Annotated in this window: 16 protein-coding genes; 1 reads left to right on the forward strand and 15 read right to left on the reverse strand. The window is 46.7% G+C overall.

Features of this window, described 5'->3' with window-relative positions; genetic code table 11:
• Positions 1-24 precede the first annotated feature (24 nt).
• Genes F4V45_RS09625 through F4V45_RS08085 form a run of 5 tightly spaced genes read right to left on the reverse strand, consistent with a single transcriptional unit; the run spans position 25 to position 4,024 of the window.
• The gene (locus F4V45_RS09625) at positions 25-789 is read right to left on the reverse strand and encodes a hypothetical protein (protein ID WP_211362732.1); all 765 of its coding nucleotides are present in this window, start codon (positions 787-789) and stop codon (positions 25-27) included.
• A gap of 14 nt (positions 790-803) precedes the next feature.
• Positions 804-1,022 (reverse strand): hypothetical protein, encoded by a 219-nt coding sequence (locus tag F4V45_RS08070; protein WP_150337819.1) that lies wholly within the window; start codon positions 1,020-1,022, stop codon positions 804-806.
• A 42-nt stretch (positions 1,023-1,064) separates the two neighbouring features.
• The gene (locus F4V45_RS08075; protein WP_150337820.1) at positions 1,065-2,642 is read right to left on the reverse strand and encodes a DUF6056 family protein; all 1,578 of its coding nucleotides are present in this window, start codon (positions 2,640-2,642) and stop codon (positions 1,065-1,067) included.
• Entirely contained in the window at positions 2,642-3,658 is a 1,017-nt protein-coding gene (locus tag F4V45_RS08080) for an NAD-dependent epimerase/dehydratase family protein (protein WP_150337821.1), read from the reverse strand. Before F4V45_RS08080 ends, F4V45_RS08075 begins: the two co-directional genes overlap by 1 nt.
• A 3-nt stretch (positions 3,659-3,661) precedes the next feature.
• Positions 3,662-4,024 (reverse strand): DMT family transporter, encoded by a 363-nt coding sequence (locus F4V45_RS08085; RefSeq protein ID WP_210670611.1) that lies wholly within the window; start codon positions 4,022-4,024, stop codon positions 3,662-3,664.
• 175 nt (positions 4,025-4,199) lie between these two features.
• Here F4V45_RS08085 and F4V45_RS09980 point away from each other — a divergent pair, with 175 nt between their 5' ends.
• A complete protein-coding gene (locus tag F4V45_RS09980; protein WP_281292484.1) occupies positions 4,200-4,334 on the forward strand; it encodes a hypothetical protein in 135 nt (44 codons plus the stop codon).
• 100 nt (positions 4,335-4,434) lie between these two features.
• Here F4V45_RS09980 and F4V45_RS09630 read toward each other — a convergent pair whose 3' ends face one another.
• From F4V45_RS09630 to F4V45_RS08135, 10 genes are all read right to left on the reverse strand, one after another.
• Positions 4,435-5,151, reverse strand: coding sequence for a GtrA domain-containing protein (locus tag F4V45_RS09630; protein ID WP_210670610.1), 717 nt, complete (start codon positions 5,149-5,151; stop codon positions 4,435-4,437).
• On the reverse strand, positions 5,148-6,914 hold the full coding sequence (locus F4V45_RS08095) for a hypothetical protein (protein WP_150337823.1): 1,767 nt from the start codon (positions 6,912-6,914) through the stop codon (positions 5,148-5,150). The genes F4V45_RS09630 and F4V45_RS08095 overlap by 4 nt, the downstream gene beginning before the upstream one ends.
• 19 nt (positions 6,915-6,933) lie before the next feature.
• The gene (locus F4V45_RS08100; protein ID WP_150337824.1) at positions 6,934-8,190 is read right to left on the reverse strand and encodes a glycosyltransferase 87 family protein; all 1,257 of its coding nucleotides are present in this window, start codon (positions 8,188-8,190) and stop codon (positions 6,934-6,936) included.
• Complete coding sequence (locus F4V45_RS08105) at positions 8,190-9,860, reverse strand: ArnT family glycosyltransferase (protein ID WP_150337825.1); 1,671 nt, start codon at positions 9,858-9,860, stop codon at positions 8,190-8,192. Before F4V45_RS08105 ends, F4V45_RS08100 begins: the two co-directional genes overlap by 1 nt.
• Positions 9,861-9,862: 2 nt before the next feature.
• On the reverse strand, positions 9,863-10,327 hold the full coding sequence (locus F4V45_RS08110; protein ID WP_150337826.1) for a hypothetical protein: 465 nt from the start codon (positions 10,325-10,327) through the stop codon (positions 9,863-9,865).
• Entirely contained in the window at positions 10,320-11,579 is a 1,260-nt protein-coding gene (locus F4V45_RS08115; protein WP_150337827.1) for an ArnT family glycosyltransferase, read from the reverse strand. The genes F4V45_RS08110 and F4V45_RS08115 overlap by 8 nt, the downstream gene beginning before the upstream one ends.
• A gap of 1 nt (position 11,580) precedes the next feature.
• Positions 11,581-12,171, reverse strand: a complete 591-nt coding sequence (locus tag F4V45_RS08120; RefSeq protein ID WP_150337828.1) for a UbiA prenyltransferase family protein — start codon at positions 12,169-12,171, stop codon at positions 11,581-11,583.
• Positions 12,168-12,494: a UbiA family prenyltransferase gene (locus tag F4V45_RS08125; RefSeq protein WP_150337829.1), complete on the reverse strand. Its 327-nt coding sequence runs from the start codon at positions 12,492-12,494 to the stop codon at positions 12,168-12,170. Before F4V45_RS08125 ends, F4V45_RS08120 begins: the two co-directional genes overlap by 4 nt.
• A gap of 143 nt (positions 12,495-12,637) precedes the next feature.
• Positions 12,638-14,509: an excinuclease ABC subunit UvrC gene (uvrC, locus tag F4V45_RS08130; protein WP_150337830.1), complete on the reverse strand. Its 1,872-nt coding sequence runs from the start codon at positions 14,507-14,509 to the stop codon at positions 12,638-12,640.
• A gap of 13 nt (positions 14,510-14,522) precedes the next feature.
• On the reverse strand, positions 14,523-15,239 hold the full coding sequence (locus tag F4V45_RS08135) for a hypothetical protein (RefSeq protein ID WP_150337831.1): 717 nt from the start codon (positions 15,237-15,239) through the stop codon (positions 14,523-14,525).
• Positions 15,240-15,287 lie beyond the last annotated feature (48 nt).

Consider the following 15,287-nt stretch of genomic DNA (forward strand, 5'->3'; position numbering starts at 1 on the left):
TTGTATCCTTTGTGGTGGTTGGGGTTATTTGGTGGCTTTGTAGGCTAGGAGTAAAAAGTGCGGATACCAGAGCTTTGGTAGGTAGTGGTAGCGCGTGGTATAGCCTAGAGCTTGTAGGGTGGATTCTAGCTTGTTTGGATAGACTTTGCAAACTTTTTCTTGATTAAACACTAGATCGTGCAGGGCATTTGCATAATGCCCAAAGATATGCCTAGAATCTATATCTTTGATGATGATTATGGGGATATGGGCTATGGACTCTAGGAGCTTTTGCGTGAAGTTTGGGGATAAGTGGTGCAGCACATCGCTTGCGAAAAATAGGTCAAATGCGTAGTGTGCAAGGGCAGAATCTAGGCTAGATTCTAGGGTGATGTTGGGGTAGGTGGTGGTGGGGGTTAGGGTGGTGTAGATAGAGTCAATGGCTACAACTTTGCCTTCTAGCGTTGGCTTTTGCGCGCTTTTGCGGGAGTCTGCGGCGTGGGCTTGGTCATTACCGCTTAGGTAACTCCCTGCGCCCCCGCCTTGACAACCCACAAAATCATCGCAAAATCCCGCCGCCTGTGGCGTGGTTAGAGTTGGAGTATTTTCACAAATCCTAGAATCCTTTTGCTGCGGCTCGCTTATATTTGTGGCGGTGCTAGAATCCACTTTTTGAAAAGTGGATTCTAGGGAAGTTTGCTCGCGGAAAGATTTTTGCGCTAAAAATGGGGCTTTGCAAGGCGAGTCAAAGGCGCGCACTTGGGCGTGCGTAACTGCAGACTCGCCGCAGTAATCGCCATTTTTAGCCAAAAAGCTAACGCGCTCTAGTTGCTGCCCCCCCCCCCCATAGAAATATCATTATCAGTCATCTTCTCCGCAAAATACTCACTAAAATACAGCGTCCCTGCGCCAAAGTCTGCGATAGTGCGCGGCGCACTAAGATCAAAGCTAGATTCTAAAATAGCGCAAATCTCTTGGGTAGGGAGGATCACGCCTCGCGCCTTTTTGCGCAGGCGTTCTACATAGCTATTGCTAAAGCCCATAAATGCTCCTTGTGTTGGATTAAAAGGAGCGATTATAGCGTATTATGGGCGCATAGGTTTGGCAGTGAAGCTTTCTACTCCAAAATAGTTAGCATAGGTGTTGTTGGGCCACACTTTTGGGTCTTCGCCCGGATTGCCAAAGTCGCCATAGCCCTTGTAGTAGGAAGCGAAGGTTGCAGAATCCACGACTATATCCACTTGCCCTAGGGCTTTTTGCGTGGCGATTGATGAAAGCATTGTATGCCACTTAATCCGCATATCCACATACGCGATAAGCACGAAGCTCCCATAGGCTATGCAGCTTGCAATCCCTAGTGTCGCAATGGGCTTACGCCAATGCGGATAGCGTGAAGTAAGATAGTGTAAAAACGCTAGCACCATAGCTATATGCAAAAGTGTGAAAGGCAGCGAAGTGCGCTTAGGTAGCCAGCCCATTTGGATATTGGCACTTTTATACATAAATACAGCAAAAAAGCAAAAGCCAATGCACAAAAGCATATTGCGCAAAGGAAGCTTGCTTTGCCTATGGGCTAGGAAGCTCAAATACCACGCCCACGCAAGAGCTAGCAGGAAAAATGCTCCGCTTGTGTGCTGGCGCAAGATGAGCGCGGCAATAGCTACAAGCGCGATGAAAAGGAGCTTTTGCGCTTTACTAGATTCTAGGAGATAGAGTGTGCTTGCTAGGATAATGCTTAGTGTGAGAAAAATATTTGCCTTGCCATAGACAAATTTCAGCCACGCCTTTAGCTCGCCTAGATTCATAGATAGCAGCTCGCTAAAGCTATGAAAGGGAATGCCAAGCTCCCTAAACACTGCGATACGCTTTAGCGCACCCGGGGCTAGGAAAACGATGAGAAACCCCACCACAAGCCCAGCGATCCCAGCGATATACCAAAGTGGGACTCGCTGCTTTTGATAGAGCATATACACTAATAGCCCTAGCAAAAACGCAATAGCCACGATGATAAACTCACTACTCCAGCCAGCTAGAATCCCTAGCACAAAGAGCCCCGCCCCGCAGATAAATGAGAGCTTTGGTGGGGTAGATCGCCTGCCTAGAATGTAGCTAAGCAAGATTCTATAAGGGATAAGGAAGCTAAAGATAAGCATATATGCCCAGAGGTAATTAAATGCACCAAATACGACAATAAAAATCCCACCAAATGATGAAGAGCCATCAACCATAAGGATAAAGAGTATAAGCGCGATTGTGCCTAGATCTTGCAGGGTATCGCTGGGCTTTCTCCCAAAGACGATAAAGAAAAAGGCATAGATCACATAAGTGCCAACAAGCGCGTTTAGCGGGGCGAAGTAGGGCGTGGTAGCAAAGTGGCTGCCAAAGCCTGCCGCTAGCAGCTCGCCCAAACGCCCTAGCCAATTCATATACACACTAAGTGCGCCTTGCAGCAGTCCTAAGCCCCTGCCTAGGTCATCACTCTGGGGCGGAAAGAGCGCGTTTAGCGCGTAGAGAAAGAGAAAAATACCAAAGGCTAGGGCTACTTGGTAAGAGCTTTGGCTAAAACGGGGGGGGGGGCAAAGTGCGCTGCTAGCAGAAGTATTAGCGGCATTGCTAGAAGTTTGTGTCTCCATAATCATCTCCAAAGATAAAATAGAGCGCATTATAGCGCATTGGACTTGTGTAGCTCTTTAGTGTGTAAATACTGCCTATACGCCGCTAGTAGCATATCGCTATCGCTATAAAGCGGATTCCAGCCTAGCTCTGCTTGCGTGCTGCTAATATCGACGATATATTGGCAGTCCGCTATGGCGTATTGCTCCTTATACATAAGCGGCACTCCAAGAGTCTCTAGCACACTTAGGGCGAGTTTTACACTTTTTGCATGCGTGGGGATAAGAATGCTCTTTGATCCTGCTTGTGCGATGAGATCGCTTAAAAGGGCTTTGATCGTGGGGGGATTGTGCGAGCCTAGGTTGTAGGCGTTGTTGGGGAAGCTTTTTTCTATGGCGCAGATGATGGCTTGGGCGCAGTCTTGCACGCTAATCATTTGGTAGCAGTTGCTCCCATCGCCGATAAGTGGCACAGGCAAAGAGTGGGCAATAAGTGTAAAAAGCTTAGTCAGTATCCCATACCGCCCAGCCCCTACGATAATCCTAGGGCGGAAAATGCTTGCATTTATGCCCTGCTGCCTTGCTTTGGCGATTAGATCTTCTGCTTGCACCTTGCTTGCGCCATAGTAGCCAAAGGGCGTGCGTTTGTGCCTAGAATCTATAGGCAAGTAATCAGGCTTGCCATAGACCATATCAGTGCTAAAGTAGATAAGCTTGTGCGCGTTAGATTCTAGCATTGATGTAAGCAGGGCTTGCGTGCCAGCGACATTGACTTCATAGAAATACTGCTCTAAGGCTTGTAAGCCAAAGGGCTTTAAAGGTGGCTTTGGCGCATAAGCTCTAGCAGCTAGGTGGATAATGATGTCGCTAGAATCTAGCGCAAAGTCAAAGCCTTGCAGCAAATCGCAATGCACAAAGGTGCTTAGAGACTCTAGCGCAGGGTTTGGCACGCGATCTAGGCAGAAAATTTCTGCCTTTTCTATGCGGTTGTTAGCCATAGATTCTACAAGGGCGGCAATCGTGTAGGAGCCGACAAACCCGCTCCCACCAATGACAATATAGCGCATATCCTACCCCCTGCTAAAAGTCAAAAACACAAGTCCAGCGCAAATGAGCGCAATGCCTACAATCTTTTGCAAGCTCAGCGGCTCGCCAAAGGCGAAATACGCCACCACAGCGGAAAAAATAAAGCCTATGCTAAGGAAAGGGTAGGCGATAGAGACATTCACGCGTGCTAGCACGATAAGCCAGCTCACAATGCTAATGGCATAAATCGCCAAGCCCCCTAGGATAAAGGGGTTTAGCACGCCCTTTAGGATAAAGCTAAGGCTTAGAGTTAGCTCGCCAAGCTCGCTCATACCGCGCTTTAGCAGCAGCTGGGCGGTGGCATTGAGCAGGACGGAAAACAAAATTAGCGGAATAAAGGTGATCATAAACACTCCTTAAATTAAGTTAGGCGTTGGCTTTTTGCGAAAAATCGTGGATTCTGCGGTAGCGGCTGCGGTCATTACCGCTAAGGTAACTCCCTTGCCACTACCTTGAAAACCCCAATTTTTCATCAAAAATCCTGCCGCTTGTGGCTTGCTTAGAGTTGCGGCGTTTTGAAAAATGGATTCTAGGGATTTGGCGTGGTGCTGTATGGATTGCCACGCTTTGCTAGGCAAAGCTCGTAATGACGGAGTTGGGGCGTTGTATGAAAAAGTGGATTCTAGGCTAGATTTTCGTGTGTGGAATAAAGAGTAAAAAAGAAAACGATAAAGAAAATAGAGAAAAGAAAGAGCAAAATCTAAAGTAGAGGTAGAATCTAAAACAGAAGTATCATAGGCTAGAAAATATGCGAAATCTACACTATGTGTCGCCCCCCCCCCTTAGAAGTTTTAGCAAACACCCATAACTTCTGTAACGGATAAGAGAATAGCGGCACGCTTAGCGCGATAAATGCGCTGATGAGATAGTAGGAGAGCGTGAAAAACGCGCCAAGATAGGTGATGGCTTGGGCGTAGATGGCAATGAGAGCTAGCAGGGCAAGGTAGCGCGGCAGCATTGTGCTGTGGTTGGGGTAGGCGCGGAATGCTAGGCGCATTTGCGCGAAGTAGCCGAAGATGAAGCTGGCAAGAGAGCCTAGCAGAGTGGCTAAGCTAAGCTCTGGCGTTGGCTTTTGCGCGCTTTTGCGGGAGTCTGCGGCGAGGGCTTGCTCATTACCGCTTAGGTAAATCCCTTCGCCCCCGCCTTGACAACCCACAAAATCATCGCAAAATCCTGCCGCCTGTGGTGTTTCTAAATTTTGGGCATTTTGAGTAGAAGCATTAGAATCCTGTGCTAGCTGGTTTAGAGTTTGGTGCTGCTTGCTAGAATCCTGTGCTAGCTTGCCTGCATTTTGAGCATTTTCAAAAGTGGATTCTAGGTTTTGTGCTTCACTCCTAGAATCTACTTTTGAAAGCAGTGCCGAGAGATTTGCCACGCCATAGAAAACTCCGCTAGCCATCACCCCCACTACGCAATAGCGCAGAAATGTCGCATATTTTGCAAGCAGGCTTAGTAGGGCTTGGGTGGCTCTCATAGACTCTCTATACTCCAATAAATCTCGCCCAAACTATAAGGCATGACAAAAAGTGGCGCAGGGGGGTTCTCTTTGCTATCAAGCCTAGTGAAAGGGATTTTTGCAGATTCTAGCTTGTGTAGGAATGAGTGCTCCCAGCCATTTGAGTAGATATAGAGAGTCTGCTCTTGCGTGTAGGTCTTAGCAGAATCTAGGCGTGCTAGGGTGGCTTGCTTATAGTGTGAGCCGTGCTTGTAAAACTGCTTTGCATAGGTGGTGAAATTTATCGTAATTGTTACTAGCAGAGCTATGCGCAGTAAGCTGCCTAGGGGCTTCTTGCATAGATAGTAGCTAACGCCTAGCACAAGGAGTGGGAGGAAATACATCTGTGGCACATAGCGCGCCCACCACGATTCTGGATTGATAAGAAAGCTCCCTGCAACTAACAACAAAAGCCCTAGAATCTCCTTGCGCCTAAAGCCTTGGCGGAAGAGCACAAGCATAAGCGCACTAAGCAGCACCACCCCGCTAAAATACGCGCCAAACCCAGCGATACGCGTATCGACATTTGGGGCTTCATCGTGCAAGTGTGAAAAGGGAGCTTTAAGCTGTGGGGTGCATTGCGCGGTGCAGTTTTGCGTGCGTGAGAAGAGTGAGTAGAGAAGTTTAGTGCCAGAGTTTAGCTCATCAAACATTTTTGGCTGCTGCCCTATGATGATGTTGATTTTTTCTTTGCCTAAGAGTGGGTAGCCAAAATGCTTGCCATTAGCTAGATTGGTAAGGAGTGGATTGGCATTGCAAGCGATGATAAGAGAGCCTGTGATAAGTCCTAGCACGATAATGGGCTTAGAGTCTTTGAAGGGATAAAACCAGAGTAGATAGACAAGATAGCCTAGCCCGATAAAGCCCGCATACGCTACGCCTGTGAGCTTAATGCTAGCCATTGCTAGCAGTGCGCCTGCTAGGATAGAAGAGCGAGCAAAGAGGGCTTGGGATATGGCTTTTATCTCGTTAGGGCTAGAATCCACTAGCTTCCTGCGGTAAAACTCTCTATCAATAATGGCGCAAAATGCCACCAAAAGCGCGCAAGAAAGCAGCCCATCGACATAGTAAGTGGCGATTTGCGCGCCCACCACAGGCGAAAAGCTTGCAAACAGGCTAATGATAGCAGCACTCAGCGGGCTGATAAATTTGGCTAGCACAGAGAGACTATATAAAAACGCCCCAAATGCGGCGATAAAGTTTAGTGCCTTGCCTAGCTCGATAGTATCAAGGCTACTAGGAGCGATAGGAGCAAGCGCGCTCACAATAGAGCTAGCGACTACCTCGCTAAACTTGAGATAGTGCTCTACCCAGATTTCGTGGCTTAGGTAGGGGAGCAAGGGCTCTATGTCTGCCATTTTCTGCCATACTGGATTCCAGCCATTTGCAAGGTATAAAATCCCTATTTGGTGGTAGGCTCTCCCGTCCCAAGAGTAGTCATAGAGCAGGGCACTAAGTGTGAGAGAGAGACTAAAGCCACCTAGCACAGCTGCCCCCCCCCCTAGAAGAATTTCCCTACTTTTTGCCAAAAATAGTGGGATAAGACTTATGGCAAAGGCAAGGGGCAAATGCAGTGGCGTGATAGGGATATGGAGCAAAAATCCAAGACTTGCTAGCATAAAGAGTGCGCATAAAAATCCCAGAAATACGCAAGCTATGGTGAAAGTAAGCCTAGCACAATAGAATCTAGCAAAGCTAGATTCTAGGGCTTGCAGTAGTGATATGGTGCGGTGCAGTAGCATTGGGATCTCCTGTTAGATTCTAGCTTTGTGCGCTGCTATCTTTGCGCGTGCCAAGCAAGAGTAGGTAAAACACAAGCGCAAAGCCCACACACATAGCGATACAAAATGGCACGCCCATATTCATAGCCCAGTGGGTTTCTTGTATTGTGTGCTGCCCCCCCCCATTCAATAATTGCATAATTGCTTGACTTAGGGAGTCGATATAGGGCTTAAGCTTTTGCCCCCGGTAGATGAATAGTGTGATAGCTAAAAGGGCTAGCATAGGCAGGCTGAACGCTTTGTAAGAGTCTTTTGCGATAAGTAGGGCGAGAAAGAGCATATAGCCATCATAGCCTAGGTGGGGCAGGGTGAAGAGTGAAAGCACAATGCTCGCGCTAATGATCGCGCTTTCACTTGGTTTATACGCATAGACAATCCACACAAAGCTTGCGTAAATGACTAGGATTATAAGACTTATGGGGCTTATGGGATTGTGGAAGAGCTTTTGTGAGAGGGAGAAAAGATCGCTTGGACCGCCTAATGCGCTGCCGCTGGCATAATGGGCGGCATTGACTTGGCTTAGTAGGCGCAGGGTGTCTATGGGGCTTGTGTGGGTCTGTAAGCTAAAGGCACATATAACTAGAGCCACTAGCACGCCAGCTGCGATGACTTCTCTCCTATATCCTGCTAGGAAAAATCCAAGCATAAGCGGCAGCCCGAAAGAATGCTTAATGCACACAAAAGCTAGGGCGATACTTAGGATAATGCTCTTATGCCTAAAGCAGTAGGCAAGAGCGATGAAAAAGCCTATCATAATCGCACTTTGCGCATTGCCAATGACGGTGCCAAAGCAGTAGCCAAGCACGACAAGGATACTTGCTGCATACAAAAAGCCGCGATTTGTCCCATAGCGTATAAAAAGAACAATCGTCCCACAAAATAGCGCGATATTCCACAGGGCAAAGGCGATCTTCGCCCCCTCCCACTCCAGCAAGCCAAAGGGAAACATCACATAATACATCAAGGGCATATAGTTTGGACCATTTGCTAGGAATACATCGCCATTAAGATAGGCAATGTATGGGTTTAAGGCTTGCTCAAACTCCCCTAAGCCAAAGAGCTGCTTTGTAGGATACCACTGCATATCTAGTGATGCCCACTCGCCAAATAGGGCTAATGGAAAAACAATATACGCATAGCGCGCGATAATGAGTGCAAAAAGCACAAAGCTAGTCTTAGGGTATCGCTTGATAAGGGTGTTGATTGTGCTTAGAAAATTTGCTAGATGCTTAGACATTATTGCTCCTTTGGTGCTTGGGTTAGGATATTGCTATGCTGCTCATCAGTGTTGGCAAAGATGATGAAATGCGCACTTTGGGCGACTTTTCTATAAGGGTAGGAGCCATTTATAAGCTTGTGGTAGATGTCTTTTGCTTCTTGCTCGTAGGTGTTTTTGGGTGTATCGTAGCGATTTTTATCTACATAAAGGACGATAAAATCCTTTGGTATAAAGCTATTTGCCCTAGATTCTTTTGCCCACTCTTCATAGACAAACCCAGCTGGATAAGAAAGCCCATAAATTGGGTAGATTTGCGTGGGCTTTAGCCCAAGTGATAAGTAAGCGAAGTTGGTATTTTCACTTAAAATTGTCGCGCGTGTATCGTGGATCAGCGGGCGCAGAGTCTCTACAAGCTCATCGCTTAAGGCATACATAGAGTCCATAGAATCCGCTTGTGCATAGTATTTAGTGAAAACTTGTTTATACGAGCCGCTCATACTAGCCCCGATAATTTGGACAAACAGCACCGCAAGCAATACTGCCCCCCCCCCTAGAAGCTTCCGCGCACGGAGTGTGCCAAGAGTGCTTAGCACAAGGATAGTAAGAGCTATGGAGCTAAAGTAGTAGGCTTCCCACGCTTTATTGACAAAAAAGAGTAGATAAACAAAGGAGACGCCAAGCCCAGCGGCAATGGGCGCGAAGCGCAGGGCAGTGCCTTGTGCGTGTGATAGCATAGAGAAGTTGGTGGAAGTCGCTAAAAATGCCTGCTTGCCAGCGATGAAGCAATAATACGCCACAACAGCAAGCAGTGCGATAAAGACAACTATCTCAAAATAGTAGTAATCAATCATAGCAAGCTTATCGCTTAATGATACCTGTGTATATGCGCCGTGATTGGTGGCATTAGAGTTCATATTGCCAGCAAACATTGCATACCACGCATTAAAGCCCCTTGGGTGCAGGAGGTAGGGATTAGTAGCAATCCAAATAGCAAAGATTCCAAATGTCGCTACGATCGCGCGCTTTATGCTAGGGATTATGCCTTGAGTGCGCATACACATAAAGATATAGGCATACACCATAGGGATAAAGAGAATCGCCTGAAACTTCGCCACGCCCATACCTAGCCCAAGAGCTATCCACGCAAGCGTATAATGCTTGCCAAAGCTAAAGTTATCGCGCAAGAGATAGTAGGCACAAGCAAGCACGAAAAATGCTTGAAATACATCAGGCTTGTAAATATAGCCTTGGTGCCAGAATCCACTCATCGCGATAAAAATACCAATGACAACCACGCAAAGCCTAGCAGAGAGATACATTCTAGCTATTTTGTAGATGAGATAGAGATTTGCTATGCTAAAAAGCGCGTTTAGCACGCGCGGGGCGTAGATTTGCAAGGGGTAGTTCTCTGTGATGATAAAGGGCAGGGCAGCAAGGAGATTTAGCATATAGTAGGGGAAGCCGTAGTTGTATGCACCAATGGTGAAAATCTTTTTGATATTAAGCGTGATAAAGCCATTATAAATACTTTGTAGCTCTAAAAAATGCTCCATTTCATCGCCTTTAGCGAGCCCTAGAAACTGCACATCTACATACCGCCAATCCATATAGCAAAAGACTGCAAAGCAGCCAAGCAGAATACTATAGAGCACAATAGATTCTCTAAGACTAAATTTCTGCGGGTTCATAACTACTCCTTTGGCTTAGTGATATTGCTATGCTGCTCATCAGTATTAGCAAAGATGATGAAATGCTCGCTTTTGGCGACTTGCTTGTAAGGGTATTGCCCGCTAAAGAGCTTCTCTAGCACTTCTTTTGTCTGCTCATCTGTATGGGAGCGCTTCTCATAGCTTGATAGCCACCAATTTTGGCTTAAGATGATGAAGTCTTTAGGGATAAATGGCAGGGAGTGGGGCTTCTTGCTCCACTGCTCATAGACAAAGCCTTCAGCATTTGGCAGACCAAAGATTTGATAGATTTGGGTGGGCTTTAGTCCAAGTGATAGGTAGTAGAAATTCACATTATCACTAAAAATGGTGGTATTTGGATCGGTGATAAAAGGGCGCGCGAGATCAGTAAGCTCCTGTGCCAGAGCGTGCGCAGAATCTAGGGAAATGGGATATTTGGTAAAGACTTGTTTGTAAGTGCTAGACATAAGCCCTCCTAGAATCTGTAGTGCAAGCAAGAGCGATAGGGCAGTGGTTTGATAGAGCTTCTTTCTCTTTGTGTGCTGCCCCCCCCCCCTTAGAAGTTTTAGCGACAAGCAGAGCAAGCGGGATAAATAGCACGCAGCCAAGTGCCATCGTGCTAAAGTAGTAGGCTTCCCACGCTTTATTGACAAACAATAGCAAATACACAAGCGAGATGAAAAACCCCACTGCAAGTGGCGCAAATGCGATACATATAGATTCTGCTTGTGTGTAGGGCTGTTGCATAGAGTCTTGCTTGCTAGAATCTAGCGCGCGTGGGCTTTGCCAAATGAGCCATTGAAGTGCGATGATACAGCAATAAAGCCCAGCAGCAAGCAGCACGATAAAGACAACTATCTCAAAATAATAAAGCTCGATGACTTGGGAGAGCTTCTCACTTAAGGGCACTTGTGTATATGCGCCGTGGTTGGTAGCATTTGAGCGCATATTACCTTCAAACATACTAAGCCACGCATTAAAGCCGCTTTTATGCAAGAGATAAGGATTGCTTAGAATCCATAGCGCGATAATCCCTAGCGTGCCTAGCGCACATCGCTTTAGTGCTAGGAGTATTTGCCCTGCTTGCATAGAGAGAGCAGGCAGGCAGATATAGGCATACATCATAGGGATAAAGAGGATCGCTTGGAATTTAGCTAGTCCAATACCTAGCCCAAGAGCTATCCACGCAAGCGTGTAGTGCTTGCCAAAGCTAAAATTATCGCGCAAGAGATAATACGCACAAGCAAGCACGAAAAATGCTTGAAACACATCAGGCTTAAACACATAGCCTAAATGCCAGAATCCACCCATAGCCACAAATATCCCTGCAATAAGCATAGAATCTAGCGCGCTAAGATAGATTCTAGCTATACGATAAAGTAGCCAGATATTTGCTATGCTAAAAAGTGCGTTTAGCACGCGTGGGGCGTAGATTTGCAAGGAGTAGCTCTCTGTGATGATAAAGGGTAGGGCAGCAAGGAGATTTAGCATATAGTAGAAAAAGCCATAGTTATAAAACTCAAAGGCGAAAAACTGCTTGATATTAAGCGTGGTAAGCCCTTGATACATCTTTTGCAGTTGCAAAAATTGGGGCATAGCATCGCCATTAGTAAGAGCTAGAAACTCTACATCGACATACCGCCACCCCATATAACAAAACACGCCAAAGCACACTGCCATAAGGGCATAAAGTGCTAGATTTTTGGTGATTTTTCTCATACTACCTCCAAAATCCAATGATGATAAAGCTTGCTAGCCACGCTAGGATCACAAGCTGTAAGAAGCGATCGTGTAGGAGAATCTTAGAGGGGCTAGAAGATTTTTGTAAAACAAAGGTGATTTGCATATAGCGGAAAATGCCTAGCAGGACGAAGACGGCGGTTAAGTAGAGATTATGCGTGTGGAGTCGCTCATTGACCGACTCATCAATACTATAAAAGATATATGCCACCATCACAAGTGAGGCAGAAATCCCCATAGCAATGTCTAAAAACACACGATTGTAGCCATCGATATTATTACGCGCTTTAATGCCAGATTCTAGCAGAAGTATATCATCGCGCCTTTTAGCAAGAGCTAGAAACACTGCTAGCAAAAAGGTCGTAATCACAATCCAATGTGAGAGCCCAATGGCGATCACCAAAGCCCCTACCCAAAGCCTTAGCACAAAGCCACTAGCTATACAAAATACATCAACAATAGCAATATGCTTAAGATAAAGACAATAGGCAAGATTTAAGACAATGTAAATAATTATGGGTGCATAGAGACTAAGTAGCGCACTTGCCTCCAAGTCTTTGCCCATAATCATATATGCCCCCCCCCTAAGAGTATAAGAGCTATACCAAAAATATAGGCTAGTAAAGGCGAGATTGCACCGCTTGCCACAGGGCGGCTTGCCTTGCTGGGGTGCAGGGCGTCAAGCTTGGCATCAAGGCAGTCGTTTATGGCATAAATCCCACTAGCGATAAGACAAAATCCACAAAATGCCACAAGCAAATCAAGCGCGACTGCGCCTAAGTCATACTGCCCAAAGCCAAAGAATGCAGGTGCAAAAATGAAGAGATTTTTACTATATTGATGTGGGCGCATTAGTGTGATAAAGGCGCGGACTTTTGGCAGTGGTAGGGGCATAGATACTCTTTAAGCGATACTAGATTGGTGGCGCATTGTAGGAGAAAGTTGCTTAAACCCAGCTTCCTTAAGAAGTGCGCTAGCTATCTTGCTAGGCTGGTGTGCGGGTTGTATGGGTGTAGATGTGCTCGGCTAGAATAGAGCTAGATTCTATGGGATTTGATTAGGGCTAAGATTTCTTGCTTGCTTTTGTCTTTGATGGCTGCAAAGCTGCCGCTAAAGGCTAGCGCGCGGGTAATTTGCGCTTGAGTTAGTCCCTTTGCCTTTAGGGCGTTGCTTTGGGTTAGGGACAAGCGTTTGCTATGGCGGTGATAGCCTATGGCATATTTATGCACGCTATCGCGCAGCTTTTGGAGAAACTGCAGCCGCTTATCGCTAGAGTCTAGTTTGAGAGCCTTTGTGTCAGTGTAGATAGTATCTCGCGCTCCACCTTTGGCGCGGTAAGCCTTGGCGTCGCGCTTTTCTTTGGCGATGGCGATGACATCGACACGCGCACCGCTGGATTCTAGGATTTCTTTGGCGATGGCAATTTGCGCCTTGCCCCCATCAAGCAGCCACAGATCTGGTGGAGCAGCTTTGTCAAAGCGTAGGGCGCGGCGGGTTAGCATCTCGCGCATTTGGGCGTATTCATCGCGGCTTTCTAGCTTGTATCGGCGGTAATTTTCCTTGCTATACACGCCATTTTTATACACGACCATTCCGCCCACGCAGTCTCGCCCGCTATGGTGGCTTGTGTCAAAGACTTCGATTGTGCTAGGCGGCTGCTCTAAATCAAGCAGGCTTTGTAGATCGCGCAGGAGTGCTAGCTCGCTGGCGTGTGCGTCAGTATGCTGGGCTAGGAGTAAGGCGGCATTTTCTTGCACGATGGGGATAAACTTGGCGTATTTGCCCTTATCAAGCGCGTGCAAGGGGATTTTTCTACCTTGTGTGCGTGCTAGGACTTCTTGCAAGGCAGCTTGCTGCTCTTTAGAAAAGCACGCTGGCAGGATTATGGACTCTGGGGGGAGGGGGAGCTTGCCAGCGTAGCGATTGATAAGGGCTTGGGTGTAGATCTCACTTGGGTCATAATCTTTGCTAACACGCACGATTTCGTGGGAGAAAGACACGACCCTCCCTCCACGCACAAAAAGCCAGAGAAATATGGCAGAGCTAGCAGGCTCGTTATCCAAAAAAGGCGCGTAGAAGTAGGCTATATCTAAATCTATATCTTTTGCTAAATCCAGCACGCAAAGCTCTCGCAAATATGCAAGCTTTTTAAGCCTATCGCGGTAGGTGGCGGCTTCTTCAAATTGGAGATTGTGGGAGAGGGAGAGCATTTTTGCTTCAAGGAGCTTGATGAGCTTATGCGGAGACTTTAGCACCTGCAAGGTAGAATCCACTATATCTCTATAAGCTTCTTTAGAGACTTTATCTTCACAAGGGGCTAGGCAGCGATTGATTTGATAAAACAAGCACGCACGCTTTTTAGCCACACAGCTAGGAGACCTCTGCACGAGTGCAAAAAGCTCTAGCAAAGAGTGCAAGATCTCGCGGCAGCCGCTAGGGTAGGGACCAAAGTAGCGCGTGGTTTTGCTCCCTTTGACTTGGCGCGTGATAAATGGCACAGGGAAATCCAGCCCCATATCAAAGGCGATGTATGGGTAGGTTTTATCATCGCGCAGGAGGATATTGTATTTGGGCTTTAGCTGCTTGATGAAGGAGTTTTCTAAAATCAGCGCATCGCTCTCACTCTCTACGACGATAGTTTCTATACGCGCGATTTGGCGCACCATAAGTGCTATGCGTGGGCTGCAGTTGGGGCTTGGGATCGGGGTGTTTTGCTGCTTGGTTGGCGTTAGGGCGAAGTAGCTTTTTATGCGGTTTTTTAGGTTTTTTGCCTTGCCTATGTATAAAATCCTGCCGCTAGAATCGTAGTATTGATAGATTCCGGGTTTATCAGGTAGGGTGCTAAGAGTGTGGGCAAGCGTGGGAGAAATTGTGGGAGAAGCCACTTGCACAAAGGTGGATTCTGGCATAATGGGGCTTGGGCTAGCTAGCTTGGCTAGCTGCTGGCTTCTCCCGCACGCTTACTTCTGTGATTTTGGCAACACCTAGGAGATAAAAGATAAAGCTTAGTATCGTGGCGATAAGTGCTAGGGCTAAAATCAGCATAGCCGCATAGATAAGAGAAGTGTTGATTGAGAGCTCATTGATATTTAGAGTATCAAATGAGCTTTGCCCTAAGCTCGCTTGCAATATTCCCACCCAAAGACTAAAGTCAATCGCTAGAAACACCACAATACAGGCAATGATAACAAGCGCAAGTGAGCCGACATAGAATTTAAAGGCTAGGATAAACTGCTTGAGATTAGTCCGTGCGCTAAACTCTGTGCAGATCCTCCAAAATAGCCATAGCATTAGTGGAATATCGATGAGATACACCACGCCAGCGACACTTAGGAAAAGTCCAAAATCTCTACCTTGTGCTGCAACTATAAGCGCCACTACCAGCATAAGCCCAAGCCCAAGAGCGATCAAAATCATAAACATATGACTTTGAAATATAGAGGAGTTAGTAAGCTTTGAGAATTTATACACCCCTACAAGATACCATACCATAGCCCCTAGCATTACCACCGAAGCGATAATCCCGACAAAAGGCACGACACTAAGAAAATAGCAAATAAGCATAGTAACAAGCGAGCGAAACATCGCGTTTTTAGCGGCTTGAAGCTCTGTGGAATCCTCTAGGCGGATTACTTGCATAGGTTCTCCTTATTGGTGATGTGATGTGTAAGAAATAAGGCGAGATTA

It is taken from the genome of Helicobacter canis (assembly GCF_008693005.1).
GTDB lineage: Bacteria > Campylobacterota > Campylobacteria > Campylobacterales > Helicobacteraceae > Helicobacter_B > Helicobacter_B canis.